Origin of the sequence: Streptomyces sp. JJ36, from assembly GCF_021696945.1 — a bacterium.
Classification (GTDB): domain Bacteria; phylum Actinomycetota; class Actinomycetes; order Streptomycetales; family Streptomycetaceae; genus Streptomyces.
In genome coordinates this window covers 34,285-54,605 of the sequence record NZ_JACYHE010000030.1, presented here as the reverse complement: position 1 = coordinate 54,605, position 20,321 = coordinate 34,285, and the positions used below count along the sequence as shown (strand labels likewise).

Below are 20,321 nucleotides of genomic sequence, written 5' to 3'. Positions count from 1 at the left end.
TGTGCGTCAAGGGCGCACACGCGCACGCCGCCCCCGGCTCGCGCGGTCCGGCGCCCCGGCGCTCGCCCTACGGCCGCCCGGGCACCCCCGGGCCGCGGCATAGGCCGAACGGGTCGACCGGCTCCGGCATCCGGCCCGCCTGCCGACGGGGGCTGCACGCGGCGGCAACAGTCGGAGGAGGTGTACCGGCGGCGGGCGTACGCCGCGACGTGGAAGGAGTTCCCATGGGAAGCAGAAGCGCGGCCGCTGTGGCCACGGTCACGGCGGCGCTGCTCGCGGTGCTCACCGGCTGCGGCGACGGCGACGAGGGGGGCGACGGCGGGGCCTCACCGTCCCCGACCCGCACCGCGGAGACCGGTACGGCCTCGCCCGGCGAGACCTCCCCGGGGCCCACCGGTTCGCCGACGGAGGCGGCCACGGTGCAGCTCCGTCCGGTCGGTGAGCTGGGCCGGATCCTGACCGACGAGGAGGGGCGGACCCTCTATCTCTTCGCCAAGGACACGTCGGCCGAGTCCACCTGCTACGACGCCTGCGCCGAGGCCTGGCCGCCGCTGACCACCGACGGGCAGCCGCAGGTGACCGGGGAGGGCGTCCGGAAGGACCTGCTCGGCACCACGGAGCGCCGGGGCGGCACGCAGCAGGTGACGTACGGCGGGCACCCGCTCTACTACTTCGTGAGCGACGACGAACCCGGCGACGCCACCGGCCAGGGGTTCAACCAGTTCGGCGCCGAGTGGTGGGTGGTGAACGCCTCCGGAGAGCGGGTGACCGAGGGCGACCGGCAGGAGGGGGACGGCGGCACCGGCGGTGACACCGGCGGGAACGGTGACACGGGCGGTGACACCGGCGGCTACTGACCGGGGGCGCCGCTTCCGGCCCCCGCCGGGAACCGCGCCCGGCAGGTGCCCCGCGGCACCGCCCCGCACCGCCGCGGGCCGGTCAGAGGGGCAGCGAGAGCTCCCAGTAGGCGTCCTCGCGCAGGTCGCCCGCCCCGTACATGAAGGTCAGCTGCTGCACGTCCGCGGCGACCCGGTAGCGCAACGGAATGGTGAGGCTCCGGCCCGGGGCGAGGTTCTCGGGGAGGCGGCGCGCGGCGTCCTCGTCGTTGACGTGGTCGACCGCGGCCGCGGCCGACTCGTCGCCCTGCCGGTCGACGCCGCCCGCCCAGGCCTCCATCGGGGCGGCGAAGGCGAAGGAGAGCGGGGCGTCGCTGCGGTTGGCGTAGGTCACCGAGAAGGCGAAGGTGCGGGTGTCGGGCCCGGGTCCGCCGTCGCCCGTACGGTCGCGGGCGGGGCGCGGCTCGGTCACCGTGACCTCGACGCCGTCCTCGTAGCGGGCGGTGCCGGGGCCGAGCAGCGGGTCGAGAACGTCACCGCGGGAGTGATCGAGGCGTACGCCCTCCACGGCGTCCGTCTCCTCCTCCAGGTCGTGCACCGCGTAGAAGACCACCGCGGCCAGTGCGAGGAACACCGAGCCCAGGGCGAGGGCGATGTGCCCGACGAGATGTCCGCCGCCGTCGCCCGGCCCGCCGGGTCCGGCCGGGGCAGCGGCGCCCGCCCACCCACCCGCACCGTCGGAGGGGGTGTCAGCGGCTCTCGGAGTGTCGCTCATGGCATGCAGCCTACGAACAGCGGCTTCGGGCGTACTGGGCGCGGGTACTCAAGCGCTCGTCGCAGGGTACTCAGAGCGGAGCCGGAGGTTCCGCCGCGGGCCCGCCGGGATCGCGTACGGGGGTGCGGCCCGGAACCTCTCCCGGGACGGCACCGGGGGCCGGGACGTCCTCCACGAAGTGGTCGAACTCGTTGTTCCGCACCCCCAGCACGAACGCGTCCCACTTGGCCCGGGTGGTGGTGACGACGTTCGCCGGGTCGGTGTTCTGCCGGAGATGGACGAGGTCGCCCTCGCCCTCGGCGATCTCGATGCACTCGGCCTCGGGGTCGGGGTCGTCGGTGGCCCGGACCCAGTCGAGGGCGTCCCAGTCGGTCATGGGCCCAGCCTAGGGCCGTCTCCGGGCGCGGGACCCTTCTCTCCGGGCCCCGGGCCCGTCTCCGGGCCCCGGCGTGGTCAGCCGCCGAAACTGGCCCGCCGCAGCCAGAAGTCCAGGAGTCCCGCGTCCCCCAGCACCTCCACACTCTCGTGGTCCGGCGGCAGACGGCGGTAGAAGACGCGCAGCACCTCCGTGAGGGGGCCGCGCAGGGCCACGGTGGCCTTGGCATGGGCACGGCTCCAGCGGATCTCCCCGCCGGCGCCGAGCTCGATCAGCCACTCGGCCTCCGGCCCTCCTGCGCCTCCGGCGTCCGTGGCGTGCAGGTGGAGGGTCTCCCCGGCCCGCTCGCCGAGTTCCCGGAGCTCCGGGTCGTAGGCCCTCACCTCCGGGCTCGCGAGGATCTCCAGCCACTCCTCCACGCAGTCCGCGGCCACCTCGGGCGCGACGGTGTAGTCACGTCCCGACGCCGCGCAGACGTCGGCGCGGTGGATCACCGTCTCGTGCGCCATCCTGCGGGCCCAGAAGCCGGTGTGCTGCCGCGCCGCGGACCAGCTCCAGACCGGCTCACCGGGCCCGGTCAGGTGAAGCGCCTCCGTCAGCAGCCCGGCGCCCTCGGCGAGCCAGGCGTCCAGGGCCGCCGTACCGGGGAGCGTGCCGTCCGGGCCCGGGGCGGGTCCCGCGAAGCCCGGCACCGACTCCGCCGGCACCTCCTCCCGGGCCCGGGTACGGACGATCTCGTGCACCCAGCGGTGTGCCCCGCCCAGATGCACCGCGAGCTCCCGCAGCGTCCAGTCCGGGCACGTCGGCACCCGTACGTCCGGGTCGGTGCCGGCCAGGGCCTGCCGGAACAGCCGGGTCTGCTCGGTGATCTCGGCGCAGTAGCGCTCATGGGCGAGGCGGGGCGCCGGGCTCGCGGGGCCCTCGGAGGCGTGCTCGTGGGTCTGCATGGCGCGCACCCTAGGCGCCGGCCGTGCCCCGGGCATCCGCATTTCCACCGGACGCGCAGCCCGCGCCGCCGGCACCGTCCGTACGGCCGTCGCGCAGCCCGCACTGTCCGTACGGTGCCGTGCCTAACGCTTCCGGATCACCGTGACGCCGTCCCGCACGGGCAGCAGCACCGACTCCACCCGCGCGTCGGCGACGACGGCGTCGTTGACCCGGCGGATCGCCACCACGCTCGGGTCGTCGTCCGCGGGATCGACGACGCGCCCGGCCTGGAGGGTGTTGTCCAGGGCGAGCACCCCGCCCGGCCGCAGCCGGGTGACCAGCTCCTCGTAGTACTCCGGGTAGCCGGTCTTGTCGGCGTCGATGAAGGCGAAGTCCACGGTCTCCTCGGCCGGCAGGGCGCGCAGGGTCTCCAGCGCGGGCGCGATGCGCAGGTCGATCCGGTCCGAGACCCCGGCACGCTCCCAGTAGCGGCGGGCGATCGCCGTCCACTCCTCGCTCACGTCACAGGCGAGCAGCCGCCCGCCGGCGGGGAGTGCGCGGGCGATGCACAGTGCGGAGTAGCCGGTGAAGGTGCCGACCTCGACGGCCTGCCGGGCACCGGTGAGCCGGACCAGCAGGGACAGGAACACGCCTTCGTCCTGGGAGATCTGCATGGTGGTGCCGGGGGCGACCCGCTGGGTCTCCTCCGCGAGCTCGCGCAGCAGGGCGTCGGCGGGGGTGCAGTGGGAGCTGAGGTACGCGTCCAGGGCGGGGTTGACGATGTCGAGGCTCATGAGCGGGAGCGTACGCGGCCGGGGCGCCCGGCGGCCGGGCGGCGCCCCGGGGCCGGGCGGCGGCGCGGAGCGCGCCGCGCCGAGCCCGTCGTGTCCGAAGCCGCCGCCTGGCGGCGTGCGTGGCGCTGTGCCGCCCGGGCAGGTGGTCCGGCGGGCGCCGGCCCGGCGGCGTGCCTCGCTGCGCCGTCCGTGCGCCGGGCGGTCCGCCTGTCGCGGGCGGCGCGAAGGGTGTCGTCGCGGTCGCCGGTTCCCTCTGCGGCGGTGCGCGCCGCCCGGCCGCAGTCCGCTGCCGGTTCCGCGGCCGTTCGCCGGGCCGGGGTGCCGGACGGGCCGGGAGGCCGGACAGCCCGGAACCGTCACCCGGCGCCGCCCGGTGACGGCGTGTCCGGTGAGGGTTCGTCCGGTCGTCAGACGGCCATGCCGTAGACGATCGTGAAGAGGGTGCCCAGGGAACCGATGATGAAGACGCCCGTCAGACCTGCGACGATCAGCCCCTTGCCCTGCTCGGCGCTGAAGGTGTCGCGCAGGGCCGTGGCGCCGATGCGCTGTTTGGCGGCACCCCAGACGGCGATGCCCAGGCAGAGGAGGATGGCGACGGCCATCACCACCTCGATCATCACCCGGGCCTCGTGGCCGAGGCTGCCGAACGGGCCCCAGTCCGGGGCGATTCCACCGATGATGGTGGTGATGTCACCCTTTTCGGCTGCCAGGAACATGTCGTAACTCACCGCCCCGCTCGCGAGGTTGGTCGGTCCGGGTGGCGCCCGGGCCCGGCACGGAGGAGACCGTGCTCCTCATGACTCTACCGCCGACTTGTGGCATTCCGGTGCCGCCATGGATGGTTGGGGGGTGCGGAAAGCGTGGTGGGGTCTCGCAGCGGGTACCGGCGTGTTCGCCGGGTTCATGGCGTTACTCGTCGTCGGCACGTTCACTGCGGCCGCCGGACTGCGCGGCGGCGTGCACCAGGCGGCGGGCCTGGCGAAGGGCGCCGTTCCGGCGGCGTACCGTCAGCTCGTCGACACCTGGGGGCGGCTCTGCCCGGAGATCAGCCCCGCCCTGCTGGCCGCGCAGCTCTACCAGGAGAGCGGCTGGCGGGAGAACGCGCAGAGCAGCGCGCAGGCGCAGGGCATCGCGCAGTTCATCCCCGGTACGTGGGCGACGCACGGCATCGACGGCGACGGCGACGGCGACCGCGACGTGTGGGACCCGCAGGACGCCATCCCCTCCGCCGCCACCTACGACTGCAAGCTGGCCGACTATGTCGCCGACGTGCCCGGCGACCGTACGGACAACATGCTGGCGGCGTACAACGCGGGCGCGTACCGGGTGATCCAGTACGGTGGCATACCGCCCTACCGCGAGACGCAGAACTACGTCGCCACCATCCGCAAGCTGGAGCAGAGCTTCGCCGCCCCGCAGAACCGCGTGGACCCCTCGCGGCAGGCCGCGGGGGCGATCCACTACGCGCAGCAGAAGCTGGGCACGCCGTACCTCTGGGGCGGCGACGGCACCCCCGAGGACGGCGGGCGGTTCGACTGCTCCGGCCTGACCAAGGCCGCGTACGCCTCCGTGGGGATCGAGCTGCCCCGGGTCGCCAACGATCAGTGGACGGCCGGCCCGCATCCGGATCGTGACGAACTCCTCCCCGGAGACCTGGTGTTCTTCGCGTACGATCTCTCCGACCCGCGTTCCATCCACCACGTGGGGATCTACGTCGGCGGGGGCTACATGATCGACGCGCCGTACACCGGGGCGAAGATCCGCTTCGATCCGGTGGACACGCCGGACTACTTCGGCGCCACCCGCCCCACCGCCGGCTGAGCACCGCGCAACGGCGCGCGGAGGCGTCCCGGGATTCCCGTCCGACAGGGTGACGCTGCGTAAGGCATAGGCCCTGAGCTGCGTCTTCCGGTCACCCTTCGATAACGTCGTGGTGATCTTTCGGTGGAGGGAGGAACGCGAGAGGGAGCACCGCGCGTTGTGTGGTGCGGAACGGGCATTCCGCTATCAGGACCATGCGAGCACGGGGACACGGGGTTACGGGGCGGCACGCAGTTCGACCGACCGAGTGAAGGGGCCGTACCGATGGCCGGATGGGACAACCCCGACGTCGACCTGCTCTACGACATCAACGGCCTGGCCAGGGACGCCCCCGGCTGGGCGGATCGCGTCATGGAGTACGTCGGGGAGTACGGCATTCTCCTCGCGCTGGCGCTGCTCGGCTGCTGGGCCTGGTGGTCCGTGCGGCGCCGCAGCCGGACCCGGGAGGCTGCGGCGGCCGGCTTCGCCGGACTGCTCTGGGCCCCGCTGGCCGCGGGGGTCGCGGTGCTGGTCAACATCCCCGTTCGCGGGCTGGTGGAGAGACCCCGGCCCTTCGTGGACCACACGGGCCTCGAGGTGCTCGTCGACGGCAAGCGCGACTACTCCTTCGTCAGCGACCATGCGGCGCTCGCCATGGCGCTCGCGGTCGGCCTCTTCATCGTGAACCGCCGCTTCGGCCTGATCGGCATCGCCCTCGCCGCGCTCGAGGGCTTCTGCCGCGTGTACATGGGTGTGCACTACCCGACGGACGTGCTCGGCGGGATCGCCCTGGGCACGGCCGTCGCCCTGCTGCTGGCGCCGGTGGCGCTCTGGCTGCTGACCCCGCTCGCGCAGTCCGTCGCGAGCTCGCCGCGGGCCGGCGCGCTCGTCTGGGCGGGCCCGCCCGGAGGCGTCGCACCGCGCCGCGGGGCCGCCGCCGGCGGTACGGACGGGGGCGGCGCGCAGGACGCCGGGACGGACGCCGCCGGTACGCGGGCCCGGGCGGACCGGGCGCGGAAGGCCACGGAGCCGTCGTACGCCACCGGTCCCGAGCACGATCCGGACCCGGACCGCGGCCCCGGCCGGGGGCGGGCCCGCGACCTGGCCGCCTGAGCTACTCCGGGAGGTGTGCGGCGCCGTCGGCGCGGGCGCGGTCGCGCGCCCGGCGCGCGGGCCCGCGCCACCCGCAACTGCACGAGGCGTGCGCGAACGCGCCCCGCTCGACGGTGGACAGCAGATGCGCCTCCTCCTCGGTGGCGGGGGCGGCCGTCCCGCCGCTGACATTGCTGCCGTCGTCCTCGTCGCGCACGCGACCACGCTAGCGGCGTCCGCCCGCCGGGTGAGCCCCCGTCCACCTCGCGGCGGCCGGCTCACCCGGTGGCGGTACCCGGAGCGGCCTCGTGTCCCGGGCGGCACCCCCCGGGGGGCATCCCGCGCGCGCGGCGTGACGGTCGCCGAGACCCCTCGTTAGCGGAAGCAGAACTGTTCCCAGGACCGGCCAGCCGGGGGGTCTGCAGATGAAGGCGCGACGGCGCGGGCGAGGGAGGACGGCCCTGTGCGCCGCGGTCGCGGCGGTGCAGACCGCGCTGGCCGGGACGGTGTCCGGCTGTGCCGAACGCGGCGCCGTGGCCGACGGCGGGCCGTCCTCCGGCGCACTGACGACGGTGCGGGAGGCGGCGGACGTGCTGGCCCGGGCCGGCTCCTCACGCACCCGCACCGCGGTCCGTACGGCCAGCGGGGGCACGCGGGTCACCGTGCACGGCCGGGGCGCCTTCGACTACGCCCGGCAGCGCGGCACGCTCCGCGTCACACTGCCCCGGGAGGCCCCTGGCGCGCCCCCCGGTGACCCGATCACCGAGCTGATCACCCCGAACGCCCTCTACCTCAAGAACCGCGGCGCGGGCGTGCCCGCGGGCAAGTGGGTACGCATGGACACCGGCCGGCTGCCGGACGGCAACCTGGTCAGCAGCGGCGCCACCGATCCGCTGCGCGCCGCCGAGCTGCTGCGCGGCGCGCGTACGGTCTCCTACGAGGGACGGAAGCGGATCGAGGGCGTGCGCGTACGGCACTTCAGGGGGACCGCGGACCTGGCCGCCGCCGCGCGGGCCGCCTCGGAGGGCTCCCGCGACGAGCTGGCCGCGGCGGCGGAGGGCTTCTCCGTGGGGGACGTGGTCTTCGACGCCTACTTCGACGTGCAGGGACGGCTGCGGAAGGTGCGGTACCGGTTCGTGGCGGCGGAGGACACCTCGCCGGGCCCCGGCCCGGTGCGCCGGGGAGCCGCGGCGGTGACGTCGACGACCACGCTGTACGACTTCGGGGTGCCGGTCCGCGTCGAGCTGCCGGATCCGGAGGACATCTACACCGGGACCATCGCCTCCCCGCCGCAGCCGCCGGAGCCCTCGGGGCCGCCGGCGCGGTAGGACCGGGAAATGGTTCGGAAGGGCCATGCGCGCTGGGTGGGCTCCTCCCTACTCTGGGAATCCGGGTGTTCCGCTCTCGGAGCACGAGGAGGTGGTGTGTGTGCCAGTATCCGTCTCCGGGCCTGCGCCCGGCGGTTCCCGCGGGCCGCGGGGCTCACTGGTCCACGACCACGTGGCGCTGGCCGAGATAGAGCTGTGCGGCGAGTTGATGATCGCCGCCTCGGCGGCGGCCGAGGCCGGTGAGGAGCGGCTGAGCCCGGCCCGTATCGACGAGGTGCTCCGGGTGATGGAGCCGGAGCGGGAGGCGGAAGCGGAATCCGCACCGCCGTCACCGCGGCATCGGTACGACCCCGCCCGCGGCAGGTGCTGAGCGCCGCCGACTGGCCCTTCCGGCAGCCCCGTTACCCGGGCCGCGACCTCACCTGGGAGGAGTGGCTCGCGCTGCCGCGCACCTGAGGACACGTACGCGGCGCTGCCGGGCGGGACTGTGGCAGTCCGGCTCCCGCGCCGGGCGAGGACTGTGGCAGTCCGGCTCCCCGCGCGGAGCCCGGACGCGTGGGCGATGCCGCTACGTGCGCAGCAGCCGGGCGATGGCCGCGGTGGCCTCCGCCACCTTGGCGTCCATCTCGGCTCCGCCCTCCTGGGCCGCGTGCGCCACACAGTGGCGCAGATGCTCCTCCAGGAGTTGCAGCGCGAAGGACTGCAGGGCCTTGGTGGAGGCGGAGACCTGGGTGAGGATGTCGATGCAGTAGACGTCCTCGTCGACCATCCGCTGCAGCCCGCGGATCTGTCCCTCGATCCGGCGCAGCCGCTTCAGGTGGGCCTCCTTCTCCTTGGTGTAGCCGTGCTCGCCGGTGGCGGCGTGCGCGGAGCAGGTTTCGGCCGCGTCCGCTCCGGCCTCGGAGGTGCCGGCGGCGGTGCTCTCGGCCGTGGTCATGGGGTCCTCCCGGTGCGGGTCGGAGGGGACACTCTGTGCGATGTAGGCACAAGTATACCCCTAGTGGGTATGGGGTCGCGGAATTTCCGGAGGCATCTGCCGAGGCGCGAGTCCGATGGGTGACACTGGTGGACGCCGCTTCGCCGTGGCCGGATGATGCGCCTAGCATCGTTCAGTCCCCGACCTTTCACCCCGAGGATCCCTTGTGCGCTTTCGTCTGACCCCCAGGGAGACGAGCTTCTACGACATGTTCGCCGCCTCCGCGGACAACATCGTCACGGGCTCCAAGCTCCTCATGGAACTGCTCGGGGCGGATGCCTCCGCACGCACCGAGATCGCGGAACGGATGCGGGCGGCGGAGCACGCCGGGGACGACGCGACGCACGCGATCTTCCATCAGCTCAACTCCTCCTTCATCACGCCCTTCGACCGCGAGGACATCTACAAGCTGGCGTCCTCCCTCGACGACATCATGGACTTCATGGAGGAGGCCGTCGACCTGGTCGTCCTCTACCAGATCGAGGAGCTGCCGAAGGGCGTCGAGCAGCAGATCGAGGTGCTGGCGCGGGCCGCGGAGCTGACCGCCGAGGCCATGCCGCACCTGCGCACCATGGACAACCTCACCGAGTACTGGATCGAGGTCAACCGCCTGGAGAACCAGTCGGACCAGATCCACCGCAGGCTGCTGGCGCACCTCTTCAACGGCAAGTACGACGCCATCGAGGTGATGAAGCTCAAGCAGGTCGTGGACGTCCTGGAGGAGGCGGCCGACGCCTTCGAGCACGTCGCCAACACCGTCGAGACGATCGCGGTCAAGGAGTCCTGACCGCCCGTGGACACGTTCGCGCTGGTCGTGACCATCGGCGTCGCGCTCTTCTTCACCTACACCAACGGCTTCCACGACTCGGCGAACGCGATCGCCACCTCCGTCTCCACCCGCGCCCTGACCCCGCGGGCGGCGCTGGTCATGGCCGCGGTGATGAACCTCGCGGGCGCCTTCCTGGGCAGCGGTGTGGCCAAGACGGTGAGCGAGGGCGTGATCGAGACACCCGCCGGGGACGGCGGCATGGCGATCCTCTTCGCCGGACTGGTGGGCGCGATCGTCTGGAACCTCGTCACCTGGTACTTCGGGCTGCCGTCCTCCTCCAGCCACGCCCTCTTCGGCGGCCTGGTGGGCGCGGCGCTGGCCGGGGGCATCACCGTCTTCTGGTCCGGGGTGCTGGAGAAGATCGTCGTGCCGATGTTCCTGTCCCCGCTGGTCGGGATGGGCCTCGGCTATCTGGTGATGGCGGCGATCATGTGGCTCTTCCGACGGGCCAACCCCGGCCGCGCGAAGCGGGGCTTCCGGATAGCGCAGACGGTCTCCGCGGCCGGCATGGCGCTGGGTCACGGTCTCCAGGACGCGCAGAAGACCATGGGCGTCGTGGTGATGGCGTTGACCATCGCGGACGTGCAGGAGAGCAACGAGATCCCGCTCTGGGTCAAGATCGCCAGTGCCGGCATGCTGTCGCTGGGCACCTACGCCGGCGGCTGGCGGATCATGCGGACGCTGGGCCGGCGCATCATCGAGCTGGACCCGCCGCAGGGCTTCGCCGCCGAGACCACGGCGGCCTCCGTGATGTACACCGCCTCGTTCCTCTTCAACGCGCCGATCTCCACCACCCATGTGATCACCTCCGCGATCATGGGCGTGGGGGCGACGAAACGGGTCTCGGCGGTGCGCTGGGGCGTCGCGAAGAACATCGTGCTCGGGTGGTTCATCACCATGCCCGCCGCGGCGGCGGTCGCCGGGCTCTGCTACGGGCTGGTCGTGCTGCTCTCCTGAGCCGCGCCCCGAACGTGCTGTGCCCGTGAACGGGCGCGCCCGAGTGAGCCGTATCCCGAGAGAGCCGCACACCGGACACACCGCAGCCACTCCGGAGCCCGCTCGCCGGGCCACCGTCCCGTCCCGTACGGGCCATGCGGAGGGCCCGTCCCCGGGAGCCGGGGACGGGCCGGTCGCCCTGCGGTGGCACCGCCATGCAGCACCGCGAGGCGGCTCACCGGCGGCCCGGGCCCCATGAGCACGGGCCGCCGGGAGGTGGGGGCGGCGGAGTCCGCCGTCAGCCGAAGCGGCCCGAGATGTAGTCCTCGGTCGCCTGCACCGACGGGTTGGAGAAGATCCGCTCGGTGTCGTCGATCTCGACGAGCCTGCCCGGCTCGCCGACCGCCGCCAGGTTGAAGAACGCGGTGCGGTCCGAGACCCGGGCGGCCTGCTGCATGTTGTGCGTCACGATGACGATCGTGTAGGTCGACTTGAGGTCCGCGATGAGGTCCTCGATCGCCAGCGTGGAGATCGGGTCCAGCGCCGAGCAGGGCTCGTCCATGAGCAGCACCTGCGGCTCGACCGCGATGGCGCGGGCGATGCACAGCCGCTGCTGCTGACCGCCGGAGAGGCCGGAGCCGGGCTTGTTCAGCCGGTCCTTGACCTCGTTCCAGAGGTTGGCGCCCTGGAGGGACTTCTCCACCACGGTGTCCAGCTCGGACTTCTTGTACCGGCCGTTCAGCTTGAGCCCGGCCGCGACGTTGTCGTAGATCGACATCGTCGGGAAGGGGTTGGGCCGCTGGAAGACCATGCCGATGGTCCGCCGCACGGACACCGGGTCCACGCTGGGCCCGTACAGGTCCTCGTTGTCCAGCATCACCTTGCCCTCGACGCGGCCGCCGGGGGTGACCTCGTGCATCCGGTTCAGGGTGCGGAGGAAGGTGGACTTGCCGCAGCCGGAGGGGCCGATGAAGGCGGTCACGGAGCGGGGCTCGACGCTCATCGAGATGTCGTCGATGGCACGGTGCGAGCCGTAGTACGCGGTGAGGCCGCTGACGTCGATGCGCTTGGCCATGTTCCATCACTCTCTTCGGGGTCCGGGGGCATGCCCCGGGAGGTCTTCGGGTCCGGGCGGGGCCGTCAGTGGCCGGTCTTCGGCGCCTTCCAGCGGGCGACGGCGCGGGCCACCAGGTTGAGGGCCATCACGATCGCGATGAGCAGCAGCGCGGCCGCCCAGGCGCGGTCGTAGGAGGCCTCGTTCCCGAGGGCCCACTGCTCGTAGACGTAGTACGGCAGCGAGGACTGCGCCCCGTCGAAGGGGTTGTTGTTGATCGACGGGGAGCCGAAGACCAGCAGCAGGATCGGTGCCGTCTCACCGGCGATGCGGGCGACCGCGAGCATGATGCCCGTGGTGATGCCGCCGATCGCGGTGGGGATGACGACCTTGAGGATCGTCAGCCACTTCGGTACGCCCAGGGCGAGGGAGGCCTCGCGGAGCTCGTTCGGCACGAGCTTGAGCATCTCCTCGGTGGACCGGACCACGATCGGCACCATCAGGATGGCCAGCGCCAGCGCGCCGGCGAAGCCGGAGTAGCCGAAGTCGAGGATCAGGATCCAGAAGGACAGGATGAAGAGGCCGGCGACGATCGACGGGATGCCCGTCATGACGTCGACGAAGAAGGTGACGGCCTTGGCCAGCTTGCCCCGGCCGTACTCGACGAGGTAGATCGCGGTGAGCAGCCCGATCGGCGCGGCCATCACGGTCGCCAGGCCGATCTGCTCCAGGGTGCCGATCAGCGCGTGGTACGCGCCGCCGCCCGGCCGCAGGGTGATGACGCCCTGCATGGAGTGGGTGAGGAAGTAGCCGTCCAGCACCCCGATGCCGCGCGCCAGGGTCTCCCAGATCAGGGAGGCCAGCGGGACCACGGCGATCAGGAAGCAGACCCATACCACGCTGGTGGCCAGCCGGTCCTTGGCCTGCCGCTTGCCCTCCACGGCCGTGGTGAGCACGTAGGTGACCAGCACGTAGAGGAGCGCGGCGATCAGGCCCCACTGGATGCGGCTCGCCAGCCCGGCGAGCAGCCCGATGCCGCAGCCGAGCCCGGCGGAGAGCAGGGCCAGCGCGAAGGGCGCCCAGCGGGGCAGCCGGGGGTGGTGCAGGGTGTCGTGCGGGAGTGGGGACTCGTCCACGGGGGTCTTGTGCATCGTCACGTCGGTCATGCGTTGGCCCCCGAGTACTCCTTGCGGCGAGCGATGATCAGCCGGGCGAGGCCGTTCACCAGCAGCGTGATGACGAAGAGCACCAGGCCGGAGGCGATCAGCGCCTCCCGTCCGATGCCGCCCGGGGAGGCCTCCTTGAACGAGGAGGCGATGTTCTGGGCGAAGGTGCCGCCGCCCGGGTTCAGCAGGCTGGCGTTGATGACGAAGCTCGGCGAGAGCACCGTGGCCACCGCCATCGTCTCGCCGAGCGCACGCCCGAGGCCGAGCATCGAGGCGCTGATCACGCCGGAGCGCCCGAAGGGCAGCACCGACATCCGGATGACCTCCCAGCGGGTGGCGCCCAGGGCCAGCGCGGCCTCCTCCTGCATCTTGGGCGACTGCCGGAAGACCTCGCGGGAGACGTTGGTCACGATCGGCAGGATCATGATGGCCAGCAGGATGCCGGCGGTGAACAGCGAGCGCGCGGCGCCGCCGTTGTACTCGAAGATGCCGGTCCAGCCGAAGTAGTCGTCGAGCCACTCGTAGAGGCCGGTCAGGTGCGGCACCAGGAAGAGGGCGCCCCACAGGCCGTAGACGATGGACGGCACGGCGGCGAGCAGGTCGATGATGTACGCCAGCGGCGAGGCGAGCTTGCGCGGGGCGTAGTGCGAGATGAAGAGGGCGATGCCGACGGCCACGGGCACCGCGAGCACCATGGCGATCACGGAGCTGACGAGGGTGCCGTAGGCGAGGACCGCGATGCCGAAGACCGGCGGGTCCGCGTTGACGTTCCATTCGAACGTGGTGAGGAAGTTGCCCTCGTTCTCGGCCAGCGCGGTGCTGGCCTGCCAGCTCAGGAAGACCGCGATGGAGGCCATGATGGCCAGCAGGGTGATCCCGGCACCGCGGGAGAGACCGCTGAAGATGCGGTCGCCGGGGCGTGTCTTTGCTTTGCCGGACGCGGCCTCGCCGGACGTGGCTTCGCCGGGCGCCGTGGTGCCGGTCGTGCCGGCCCGCAGCGTCTCCGGGGCGGACGGCTCTCCCGGCGTGCGGGTGGGAGTGGAGTCAGTAGGCATGGGGTTCTCCGGTCTGGAAGGGAGCCCGCGTCCTGCTGCGGGCGGGCCCCCGGGCGGCGGTGCACCGGATGGTGGGTGCGTGCCCCCGCGGCGCGGGGCCGCGGGAGGCACGCTCTTCTGCTGTCGTGTCGGGGCTGCCGAGCCCCTCGTCACCGGGTCAGGACAGGCCGTCGACGGTCTCCCGGACCTTGGTGATGATGTCGTCGGGCATCGGGGTGTAGTCGATCTCGCTGAGGGCCGCCTGGCCGTCCTCGCTGGCCGTGTAGGACAGGAAGGACTTCATGGCCTTGAGGGTGTCCTGCTTGTTGCCCTTGTCGCAGACGATCTCGTAGGTGACCAGGTTCATCGGGTACGCGCCCTCGATCTTGGGCGTGTAGTTCAGCTCGAGGGCCAGGTCCTTGCCCTCGCCGACGATCTTGGCCTCGCCGAGCGCCTTGGTGGCGTTCTCGGTGCCGGCCTCCACGGGCTCGCCCACACCGGTGTCGAGCTTGACCGTGTCCAGGTCGTTGCCGGTGGCGTAGGAGAGGTCGACGTAGCCGATGGCGCCGTCGTTCTGCTTCACGTTGGTGGCGATGCCGGAGGAGCCGTCCGCGGACTGGCCGCCCTTGCCGGCCCACTTCTTCGCCGGCTCGTACGGCCAGGCGTCCGGGGCGGCGGCGTTCAGGTACTTGGTGAAGTTGTCGGTGGTGCCGGAGTCGTCCGAGCGGTGGAAGGCCTGGATCCGGGTGGAGGGCAGGTCGGCGTCCGGGTTCAGCTTCTTGATCGCCGGGTCGTCCCACTTGGTGATCTTCGAGTCGAAGATCTTGGCGGCGGTGGCCGGGTCGAGGACCAGGTCCTCCACGCCGGAGACGTTGTAGACCATGGCGATCGTGCCGCCGACCATCGGCAGGTCGATGGCCTGCCCGCTCTCGCAGACCTTCTTGGAGGCCTGGACCTCCTTCGGCTCCAGGGCCGAGTCGGAGCCGGCGAAGGCGGTGTTGCCCTGCAGGAACTCCTGGATGCCCGCGCCGGAGCCGGTGGGCTTGTAGTTGATCTGGGTCTCGCCGCAGGCCGCCTGGTAGTTCTTCACCCAGACGTCCATGGCGTTCTTCTGCGCGCTGGAGCCGGAGGCGAGCAGGTTGCCCTCGCCCGCGCACGTGATGTTGCCGGCCGCCTTGCTCGCGTCACCGGAGCCGCCGCCGGTGTTGTCGTCCGTTCCGCAGGCGGTGAGGGCGAGGGCACCGGAGACCGCGACGGCGCCGGTGGCCAGGGCGCGAAGCCGAGTGGTGCGCTGAAGCTTCACTGTCGTTCCGTTCCTTCCTGTGGCCCCCGAACGGGTCGGCAGGCGCTGAGGTGAGGTTTTCGTCTGCTCTGTCAGCTCTGTCAGCTCTGTCGCGCGCTCCGCCGAAGTCCACGCGGCGCGCCGGTTGCAAGGCTGAAATTAGGCAGAAGAGGTGAAGCCGCCGACGGCCGAAGATGAACTGGCAGTGAACCTCACCCGTCAACGCGGTAGCCGTCGTGACCTGGCCGAGACCTGGGCGGCGCACCGGCGGTACCCGGTGACGACCGGTGACCCTCCGGTCCGCCTCCGTCACGCTGCCGGTGACGCGCCGCGACGGCCCGGAGCCGGTCTGTTCCTCCGCGCCCGCGCGTGGCACTATCCCAGGCAGTCGTGAACAGCGAGCCGACCAGGAGTCGAGGGGGGCCGGTGCAGGGGCAGGGGAAGCGCGCGAGGGCGGCGGTGCTCGGACGCCGCACGGTGCTCGCGGTGGCCTGTGTACTCGGGGTGCTGGCCGGCCCCGCCGTGGCCGGGGCGTATGCGGAGGAGCCGCGTCCGGCACCGTCGCCAGGGGTGCCGGCCCAGCCGCCGGAGGAGCGCGAGGCCGGTGACGGCGACGGCGGCACCGGTGAGGACCGGGCGCGGCGCGCCGGGCCGGGCGGCGAGCGGACCTCCACCCCGCGGCCGGCGCCGCAGGAGATACCGTCCGTCGCAGGGCGGCCCGACGCGGAGGCGCCCGGTGACGCCGGAGCGGACACCGCCGCCGGGCCGGGCGGCGACGCGGCGGCCCCCTCCGGGGACGGGGAGCCGGACGGGGAGCCCGGCGCGGCGGGCCCCGCGGCCGGGGAGGAGCCCGGTCTGGAGGAGATCCGCAAGCGGATCAAGACCCTGCACGACCGTGCCGGCTCCGCGACGGACGCGTACAACGCCGCCGAGGAACGGGCGAAGAAGCAGCGGCGGAAGATCGACGCACTCGCCCGGAAGATCGACGCCAACGAGGCCCGGCTGAAGAAGCTCCGGCAGCAGGCCGGCGCGATGGCCCGCGCCCAGTACCGTTCCGGCGCGTTGCCGGAGGCCGCCCGGCTGATGCTCTCCGACGACCCGGACGCCTTTCTCCGGGACGCGGGCCTGGTGCGGAAGGGACAGCAGGCGGCCCGGGGCGTGCTGACCCGGCTCACCAGCACCCGCGAGCGGCTGACGTCCTACGCCGCGGACGCCGAGCAGCGCGGCAAGGCCCTGGAGAAGGACCTGCGGCAGAAGGCGGCGGCGAAGAAGCGTGTCGAGGCGCAGCTCGAGAAGGCCGAGAAGCTGGAATCGAAGCTGGAGGCCGAGGAGCGGGCGCGGCTGCGCGAGCTGGAGCGGCAGGCGGCCTACGCGCGGCAGCTCCGCTGGCTCCGCACCGGCATCCTGGAGGAGATCGACGGCAAGGCCAGTGCCCCGGGCCGGAAGGCCCTGGCCTACGCCACCGCACAGATCGGCAAGGACTACGAGTGGGGCGCCGAGGGCCCGGAGACCTTCGACTGCTCCGGCCTGACGCTGCGTGCCTGGGAGGCCGCGGGCGTGACCATACCGCGTACCTCGCAGGAACAGTGGCGCCGGCTGCCGCGGGTGCCGGTCGAGGAGATGCGGCCCGGCGACCTGATCATCTACAAGGAGGACGCCAGCCACGTCGGCATGTACGTGGGTGACGGTGCCATGGTGCACGCGCCGCGCACCGGGCGGCAGATCACCGTCGAGGGCGCGGGCTCGCTGCCGATCCTGGGGGTGGTGCGGCCCGACGCATGACGCAGGCATGACGTGCGTCATATGACACGGGCATGTTGTTGGCCAGGCATTCCGTACCGGCGCACAGGGGCGCTATGGTCGCCTCCGGCGTCCGGCGGACGTGGGCGCCGCGCCCTCGGGGGGAGGGAAGAGGAACGAAGTCATGCCGGTACCCGTGCAGCGGGACGACACGACGGCGTCGCCGCTCACGGCGATACCGTCCCAGAGCGCTTCCAGGGCGGAAGGGGTGGGCGGCGCGGCACTCAACCTGCTGCTGATCGAGGACGACCCCACGGGCGCACTCAGCGTGCCGTCGCTGCAGGACGCCGACGGCAAGCCCATCCGTACCCGCACCGCACGGAACCTCACCGAGGCCGAACGGCTGCTCACCGACGACGTGCACTGCATCCTGCTCGACCTCGCGCTCTCCGGGCAGCCGGGCGACGGCGAGACCGAGCGCGGCGGCCCCCGGGACGCCGCGCACCTCGCGGACGTGACGAAGGGCGCTGCCGCGGGCGACACCCCCGACCGGGACGAACTGGACATGCTGCGCCGCGTCCTGCGGCTGGCGCCCCGGCACGCCGTGGTCGTCCTCACCGACGGCGCCGACGCGGAACGGGCGGCCGCCGCGGTGCGCGTGGGCGCCCAGGACTACCTCTTCCGGGACGAGCTGGACGGCCGGCTGCTCGGCCGCGCCATCCGCTACGCCGTCGAGCGCAAGCGCGCCGACCTCGCCCAGCGCCAGCTCACCGAGTCGCGGCTGCGTGCCCAGGAGAACTCCCGCCTGGAACGCGGACTACTGCCCACCCCGCTGCTGGAGGGCAGCGCCCTGCGGTTCGCCGCCCGCTACCGCCCCGGTCGCTCCCGGGCACTGCTCGGCGGCGACTTCTACGACACCGTGCGCACCGCCGACGGCACCGTGCACGCCATGATCGGCGACGTCTGCGGGCACGGTCCGGACGAGGCCGCGCTCGGCGTGGAACTCCGCATCGCCTGGCGCGCCCTGACCTTCGCCGGGCTCTGCGGCGACGAACTGCTCGGCACCCTGCAGAAGGTGCTGGAGCACGAGCGGCCCAGCGAGGAGGTCTTCGCCACACTGTGCACCGTCGACATCGCCCCCGACGGGCGGCGGGCCGGGGTGTGCCTCGCCGGGCACCCCTCACCGCTGATCGCGGGAGGCCGGGGCGGGAAGCCGCGGCTGCTGCCGTACGACGAGAGCGGGCCGGCGCTCGGCCTGCTGCCGAGCGCCCGCTGGCCGCGCCGCCAGGTGGAGCTCGGCGGCGCCTGGTCGCTGCTGATGTACACCGACGGACTGATCGAGGGGTACGTCGGGGAGGGCGGCCGCCGGCTGGGCCAGGAGGGCATGGTCGACATCGTGGCCGGGCTGCTGGCCACCGGGGTGCGGGGCGAGCCGCTGCTGGACGCGGCGATGGCCGAGGTGCACCGGCTCAACGGCGGCGATCTGACCGACGACGTGGCGGTGCTGCTGCTGGACCGCGGCTGAGCGGCGCTGCCGTGGCCGGCCGGCCCGGGGACGAGCCGCCGGGCCGCGGGCGCCGGGGGGCGCGTTCCGGGTCAGCGCCCGTTGTACGGCCCGTACGGACCGTCGCTGCTGCTGCCGCCCCGGCGCGGCCCGCCGCCCATGACGCCCTTGAGCGCCGGGCGGACGTCCACGATGTAGACGATGGTCGCGATGAGGCCGATGATCTGCAGGATGATCATGCCCAGGAAGATGTTCACCGCGACGGTGACCCCCAGGATGATCAGCCAGAAGGGCTTGGTCTGCTTGCCCGTGGCGCGATAGGCGTCCTCGCGGCGCAGCGCGGCGTCGATGAGTGCGAACACGGCCATGCCGAGCACCACGAGGCTGATCAGCCAGAGCAGTGTCCCGAAGCCCTGCATCAACATGGAGCTCACATCCTGGATCGCTGAGTACGCCGCCGGCGGTACCGGCCCGTCGCGGCCACCGTACCCCTACAACGGGCCGGGCACGCCTTCCGTGCCCGGCCCGGCAGGATCAGGACTCCGGCTTCTGCGGAGCGGACCGGCTCGCGCTGCCGGAGCCGCTGCCGCCGGACTTCTGCGACGTGCCGGAGCCGCCGGTGGAGCCGGCCGAGGACGCAGTGGACGCCGAGGACGCCGTGGACGCCGAGGACGCCGTGGACGCCGAGGACTTCGTCTCCGCGGCCTTCGCCGACTTCGCGGAGGTGGACTTGGCCGTGGCCGACTTGGCGGTGGCCGGCTTCGTGCCGGTGGACTTCGCGGCCGCCTTGGCGGCGCCGGACCGCGCCGTGCCGCCCTTGGGAGCGCCGCCGGGCTTGCCGCCCCCGGCCTTGGCGGTGCCGGACCGGGCGCTCTCGCTCCGGGTGCCCGAGGTCTTCGTGCCGGCCCGGGTCCCGTTGCGGGCACCGCCCTTGCCGGCGCCCTGCTCCGGCGGCTCGGCCACCCGCACGGGCTCCCGCTCGATGGTGACCTGCGGGGCCTCCTCCTCACTGCGCCAGTTCTGCACGGCTCCGCGGCCGCGCTCGGCGAGCTCGTCGTAGGTCTCCCGGGCCTTCACGGCGTACTCCGCGGCGATGCCCACGCTCTGCAGTGCCAGCGACTGGGCCTGCTCGCGCAGCTTCTTGATGTCGGCGTCCAGGTTGCCCAGCGCCTCGTTCATCCTGGCCTGGGTCTCCCGGGCGCGGTCGGTGACCCGGGTCTGCATCGTCTTCGGATCGGCCTCCCGCACCGCGGCGAAGCGGCCGGGCGCCTCCTCGCGGATCTTGTCGATGACGCCGGCGGCGAAGTAGAGCGGGGTGGGGTCGGTGAGGGTCTTGCGGATGTCGTTCGTCAGGGGCATGACGGAGATTCCTCCCGGAACTCTCGCGGGGCTGTCACTCGGGCCTCCGGCCGGCCTCCGCCTCCGCGGGCGGCTCGACGGGGTGTCCGTTCTCCTTGCGGAAGGAGGCGTAGATCTGGAGCAGCGCCTGCTTCTGCTGCTCGGTGATCGAGGCGTCGGCGAGGATCGCGGCGGCCACGGAGGGCCCGTCCCGGTCGGCCTCGCGCTCGTCGAGGATCCCGGCCTGCACGTACAGCGTCTCCGCCGAGATCCGCAGCGCCTTCGCGAGCTGCTGCAGGATCTCCGCGCTCGGCTTGCGCAGGCCGCGCTCGATCTGGCTCAGATACGGATTGGACACCCCTGCGGCGTCGGCGAGCTGCCGCAGCGAGAGCTGCGCGTTGCGCCGCTGCTCGCGCAGGAACTCGCCGAGTTCGCCCACCTTCAGGGAAGCCATGCCTCCACCCTGCCTCGCTGTGCTAACTATTGCAAGCAACACGCTTGCAAGTGTGTCGGCCACCCGGGTGAATCGCCCGG

The 20,321-nt window shown here is 72.8% G+C and carries 23 protein-coding genes; 9 read left to right on the top strand and 14 right to left on the bottom strand.

Annotated features, from left to right (window positions below):
- Positions 1-224 precede the first annotated feature (224 nt).
- A complete protein-coding gene (locus tag HOY81_RS14185) occupies positions 225-857 on the top strand; it encodes a hypothetical protein (RefSeq protein ID WP_237320707.1) in 633 nt (210 codons plus the stop codon).
- Positions 858-939: 82 nt separating this feature from the next.
- Here HOY81_RS14185 and HOY81_RS14180 read toward each other — a convergent pair whose 3' ends face one another.
- From HOY81_RS14180 to HOY81_RS14160, 5 genes are all read right to left on the bottom strand, one after another.
- Complete coding sequence (locus HOY81_RS14180; protein WP_237320706.1) at positions 940-1,611, bottom strand: hypothetical protein; 672 nt, start codon at positions 1,609-1,611, stop codon at positions 940-942.
- 70 nt (positions 1,612-1,681) lie between these two features.
- Complete coding sequence (locus tag HOY81_RS14175; RefSeq protein ID WP_237320705.1) at positions 1,682-1,987, bottom strand: DUF397 domain-containing protein; 306 nt, start codon at positions 1,985-1,987, stop codon at positions 1,682-1,684.
- A gap of 77 nt (positions 1,988-2,064) precedes the next feature.
- A complete protein-coding gene (locus HOY81_RS14170) occupies positions 2,065-2,934 on the bottom strand; it encodes a maleylpyruvate isomerase family mycothiol-dependent enzyme (RefSeq protein WP_237320704.1) in 870 nt (289 codons plus the stop codon).
- Positions 2,935-3,057: 123 nt separating this feature from the next.
- Positions 3,058-3,708, bottom strand: a complete 651-nt coding sequence (locus tag HOY81_RS14165) for an O-methyltransferase (protein WP_237320703.1) — start codon at positions 3,706-3,708, stop codon at positions 3,058-3,060.
- A gap of 407 nt (positions 3,709-4,115) precedes the next feature.
- Positions 4,116-4,424, bottom strand: a complete 309-nt coding sequence (locus HOY81_RS14160; protein WP_237320716.1) for a hypothetical protein — start codon at positions 4,422-4,424, stop codon at positions 4,116-4,118.
- A gap of 133 nt (positions 4,425-4,557) precedes the next feature.
- Here HOY81_RS14160 and HOY81_RS14155 point away from each other — a divergent pair, with 133 nt between their 5' ends.
- Together HOY81_RS14155 and HOY81_RS14150 are read left to right on the top strand one after the other, a co-directional pair.
- Positions 4,558-5,529: a bifunctional lytic transglycosylase/C40 family peptidase gene (locus tag HOY81_RS14155; protein ID WP_308341028.1), complete on the top strand. Its 972-nt coding sequence runs from the start codon at positions 4,558-4,560 to the stop codon at positions 5,527-5,529.
- 264 nt (positions 5,530-5,793) lie between these two features.
- Entirely contained in the window at positions 5,794-6,621 is an 828-nt protein-coding gene (locus HOY81_RS14150; RefSeq protein ID WP_237320701.1) for a phosphatase PAP2 family protein, read from the top strand.
- A 1-nt stretch (position 6,622) separates the two neighbouring features.
- Here HOY81_RS14150 and HOY81_RS14145 read toward each other — a convergent pair whose 3' ends face one another.
- Complete coding sequence (locus HOY81_RS14145; protein ID WP_237320700.1) at positions 6,623-6,817, bottom strand: hypothetical protein; 195 nt, start codon at positions 6,815-6,817, stop codon at positions 6,623-6,625.
- 208 nt (positions 6,818-7,025) lie between these two features.
- Here HOY81_RS14145 and HOY81_RS14140 point away from each other — a divergent pair, with 208 nt between their 5' ends.
- Both HOY81_RS14140 and HOY81_RS14135 read left to right on the top strand, forming a co-directional pair.
- Positions 7,026-7,928, top strand: a complete 903-nt coding sequence (locus HOY81_RS14140) for a hypothetical protein (protein WP_237320699.1) — start codon at positions 7,026-7,028, stop codon at positions 7,926-7,928.
- Between the two features lie 100 nt (positions 7,929-8,028).
- Positions 8,029-8,298, top strand: a complete 270-nt coding sequence (locus HOY81_RS14135; RefSeq protein WP_237320698.1) for a hypothetical protein — start codon at positions 8,029-8,031, stop codon at positions 8,296-8,298.
- Positions 8,299-8,496: 198 nt separating this feature from the next.
- Here HOY81_RS14135 and HOY81_RS14130 read toward each other — a convergent pair whose 3' ends face one another.
- Positions 8,497-8,865: a metal-sensitive transcriptional regulator gene (locus HOY81_RS14130; RefSeq protein ID WP_237320697.1), complete on the bottom strand. Its 369-nt coding sequence runs from the start codon at positions 8,863-8,865 to the stop codon at positions 8,497-8,499.
- Between the two features lie 205 nt (positions 8,866-9,070).
- On the opposite strand from HOY81_RS14130, the gene HOY81_RS14125 reads away from it, so the two are divergent.
- Together HOY81_RS14125 and HOY81_RS14120 are read left to right on the top strand one after the other, a co-directional pair.
- A complete protein-coding gene (locus HOY81_RS14125) occupies positions 9,071-9,691 on the top strand; it encodes a DUF47 domain-containing protein (protein ID WP_237320696.1) in 621 nt (206 codons plus the stop codon).
- Positions 9,692-9,697: 6 nt separating this feature from the next.
- Positions 9,698-10,690: an inorganic phosphate transporter gene (locus HOY81_RS14120; protein ID WP_237320695.1), complete on the top strand. Its 993-nt coding sequence runs from the start codon at positions 9,698-9,700 to the stop codon at positions 10,688-10,690.
- Positions 10,691-10,967: 277 nt separating this feature from the next.
- Here the strand turns inward: HOY81_RS14120 and pstB are convergent, their stop codons facing one another.
- From pstB to pstS, 4 genes are all read right to left on the bottom strand, one after another.
- Positions 10,968-11,744, bottom strand: coding sequence for a phosphate ABC transporter ATP-binding protein PstB (pstB, locus tag HOY81_RS14115; RefSeq protein WP_237320694.1), 777 nt, complete (start codon positions 11,742-11,744; stop codon positions 10,968-10,970).
- 65 nt (positions 11,745-11,809) lie between these two features.
- Positions 11,810-12,874 carry a phosphate ABC transporter permease PstA gene (gene pstA, locus HOY81_RS14110; protein ID WP_237320715.1) on the bottom strand — a complete coding sequence of 355 codons (1,065 nt, stop codon included), beginning with the start codon at positions 12,872-12,874 and terminating at the stop codon, positions 11,810-11,812.
- Between the two features lie 11 nt (positions 12,875-12,885).
- On the bottom strand, positions 12,886-13,944 hold the full coding sequence (gene pstC / locus HOY81_RS14105; protein WP_237320693.1) for a phosphate ABC transporter permease subunit PstC: 1,059 nt from the start codon (positions 13,942-13,944) through the stop codon (positions 12,886-12,888).
- A gap of 157 nt (positions 13,945-14,101) precedes the next feature.
- Positions 14,102-15,226: a phosphate ABC transporter substrate-binding protein PstS gene (pstS, locus tag HOY81_RS14100; RefSeq protein ID WP_237320692.1), complete on the bottom strand. Its 1,125-nt coding sequence runs from the start codon at positions 15,224-15,226 to the stop codon at positions 14,102-14,104.
- A gap of 405 nt (positions 15,227-15,631) precedes the next feature.
- On the opposite strand from pstS, the gene HOY81_RS14095 reads away from it, so the two are divergent.
- Together HOY81_RS14095 and HOY81_RS14090 are read left to right on the top strand one after the other, a co-directional pair.
- Positions 15,632-16,987, top strand: coding sequence for a C40 family peptidase (locus HOY81_RS14095; RefSeq protein WP_237320691.1), 1,356 nt, complete (start codon positions 15,632-15,634; stop codon positions 16,985-16,987).
- A 142-nt stretch (positions 16,988-17,129) separates the two neighbouring features.
- Positions 17,130-18,470, top strand: a complete 1,341-nt coding sequence (locus HOY81_RS14090; RefSeq protein WP_237320690.1) for a PP2C family protein-serine/threonine phosphatase — start codon at positions 17,130-17,132, stop codon at positions 18,468-18,470.
- A 71-nt stretch (positions 18,471-18,541) separates the two neighbouring features.
- Here the strand turns inward: HOY81_RS14090 and HOY81_RS14085 are convergent, their stop codons facing one another.
- The 3 genes from HOY81_RS14085 to HOY81_RS14075 all read right to left on the bottom strand — a co-directional run bounded on the left by HOY81_RS14085 (position 18,542) and on the right by HOY81_RS14075 (position 20,241).
- The gene (locus HOY81_RS14085) at positions 18,542-18,874 is read right to left on the bottom strand and encodes a DUF2516 family protein (protein ID WP_237320689.1); all 333 of its coding nucleotides are present in this window, start codon (positions 18,872-18,874) and stop codon (positions 18,542-18,544) included.
- 109 nt (positions 18,875-18,983) lie between these two features.
- On the bottom strand, positions 18,984-19,808 hold the full coding sequence (locus tag HOY81_RS14080; RefSeq protein WP_306423476.1) for a hypothetical protein: 825 nt from the start codon (positions 19,806-19,808) through the stop codon (positions 18,984-18,986).
- Between the two features lie 34 nt (positions 19,809-19,842).
- Complete coding sequence (locus HOY81_RS14075) at positions 19,843-20,241, bottom strand: helix-turn-helix domain-containing protein (RefSeq protein WP_237320688.1); 399 nt, start codon at positions 20,239-20,241, stop codon at positions 19,843-19,845.
- Between the last annotated feature and the right edge of the window lie 80 nt (positions 20,242-20,321).

Coding starts and splice junctions, on each gene's coding strand:
- HOY81_RS14185 (WP_237320707.1), top strand. CDS start 225: ATGGGAAGCAGAAGCGCGGCCGCTGTGGCCACGGTCACGGCGGCGCTG.
- HOY81_RS14180 (WP_237320706.1), bottom strand. CDS start 1,611: ATGAGCGACACTCCGAGAGCCGCTGACACCCCCTCCGACGGTGCGGGT.
- HOY81_RS14175 (WP_237320705.1), bottom strand. CDS start 1,987: ATGACCGACTGGGACGCCCTCGACTGGGTCCGGGCCACCGACGACCCC.
- HOY81_RS14170 (WP_237320704.1), bottom strand. CDS start 2,934: ATGCAGACCCACGAGCACGCCTCCGAGGGCCCCGCGAGCCCGGCGCCC.
- HOY81_RS14165 (WP_237320703.1), bottom strand. CDS start 3,708: ATGAGCCTCGACATCGTCAACCCCGCCCTGGACGCGTACCTCAGCTCC.
- HOY81_RS14160 (WP_237320716.1), bottom strand. CDS start 4,424: ATGTTCCTGGCAGCCGAAAAGGGTGACATCACCACCATCATCGGTGGA.
- HOY81_RS14150 (WP_237320701.1), top strand. CDS start 5,794: ATGGCCGGATGGGACAACCCCGACGTCGACCTGCTCTACGACATCAAC.
- HOY81_RS14140 (WP_237320699.1), top strand. CDS start 7,026: ATGAAGGCGCGACGGCGCGGGCGAGGGAGGACGGCCCTGTGCGCCGCG.
- HOY81_RS14130 (WP_237320697.1), bottom strand. CDS start 8,865: ATGACCACGGCCGAGAGCACCGCCGCCGGCACCTCCGAGGCCGGAGCG.
- pstB (WP_237320694.1), bottom strand. CDS start 11,744: ATGGCCAAGCGCATCGACGTCAGCGGCCTCACCGCGTACTACGGCTCG.
- pstA (WP_237320715.1), bottom strand. CDS start 12,874: ATGCACAAGACCCCCGTGGACGAGTCCCCACTCCCGCACGACACCCTG.
- pstC (WP_237320693.1), bottom strand. CDS start 13,944: ATGCCTACTGACTCCACTCCCACCCGCACGCCGGGAGAGCCGTCCGCC.
- HOY81_RS14090 (WP_237320690.1), top strand. CDS start 17,130: ATGCCGGTACCCGTGCAGCGGGACGACACGACGGCGTCGCCGCTCACG.
- HOY81_RS14085 (WP_237320689.1), bottom strand. CDS start 18,874: ATGTTGATGCAGGGCTTCGGGACACTGCTCTGGCTGATCAGCCTCGTG.
- HOY81_RS14080 (WP_306423476.1), bottom strand. CDS start 19,808: ATGCCCCTGACGAACGACATCCGCAAGACCCTCACCGACCCCACCCCG.
- HOY81_RS14075 (WP_237320688.1), bottom strand. CDS start 20,241: ATGGCTTCCCTGAAGGTGGGCGAACTCGGCGAGTTCCTGCGCGAGCAG.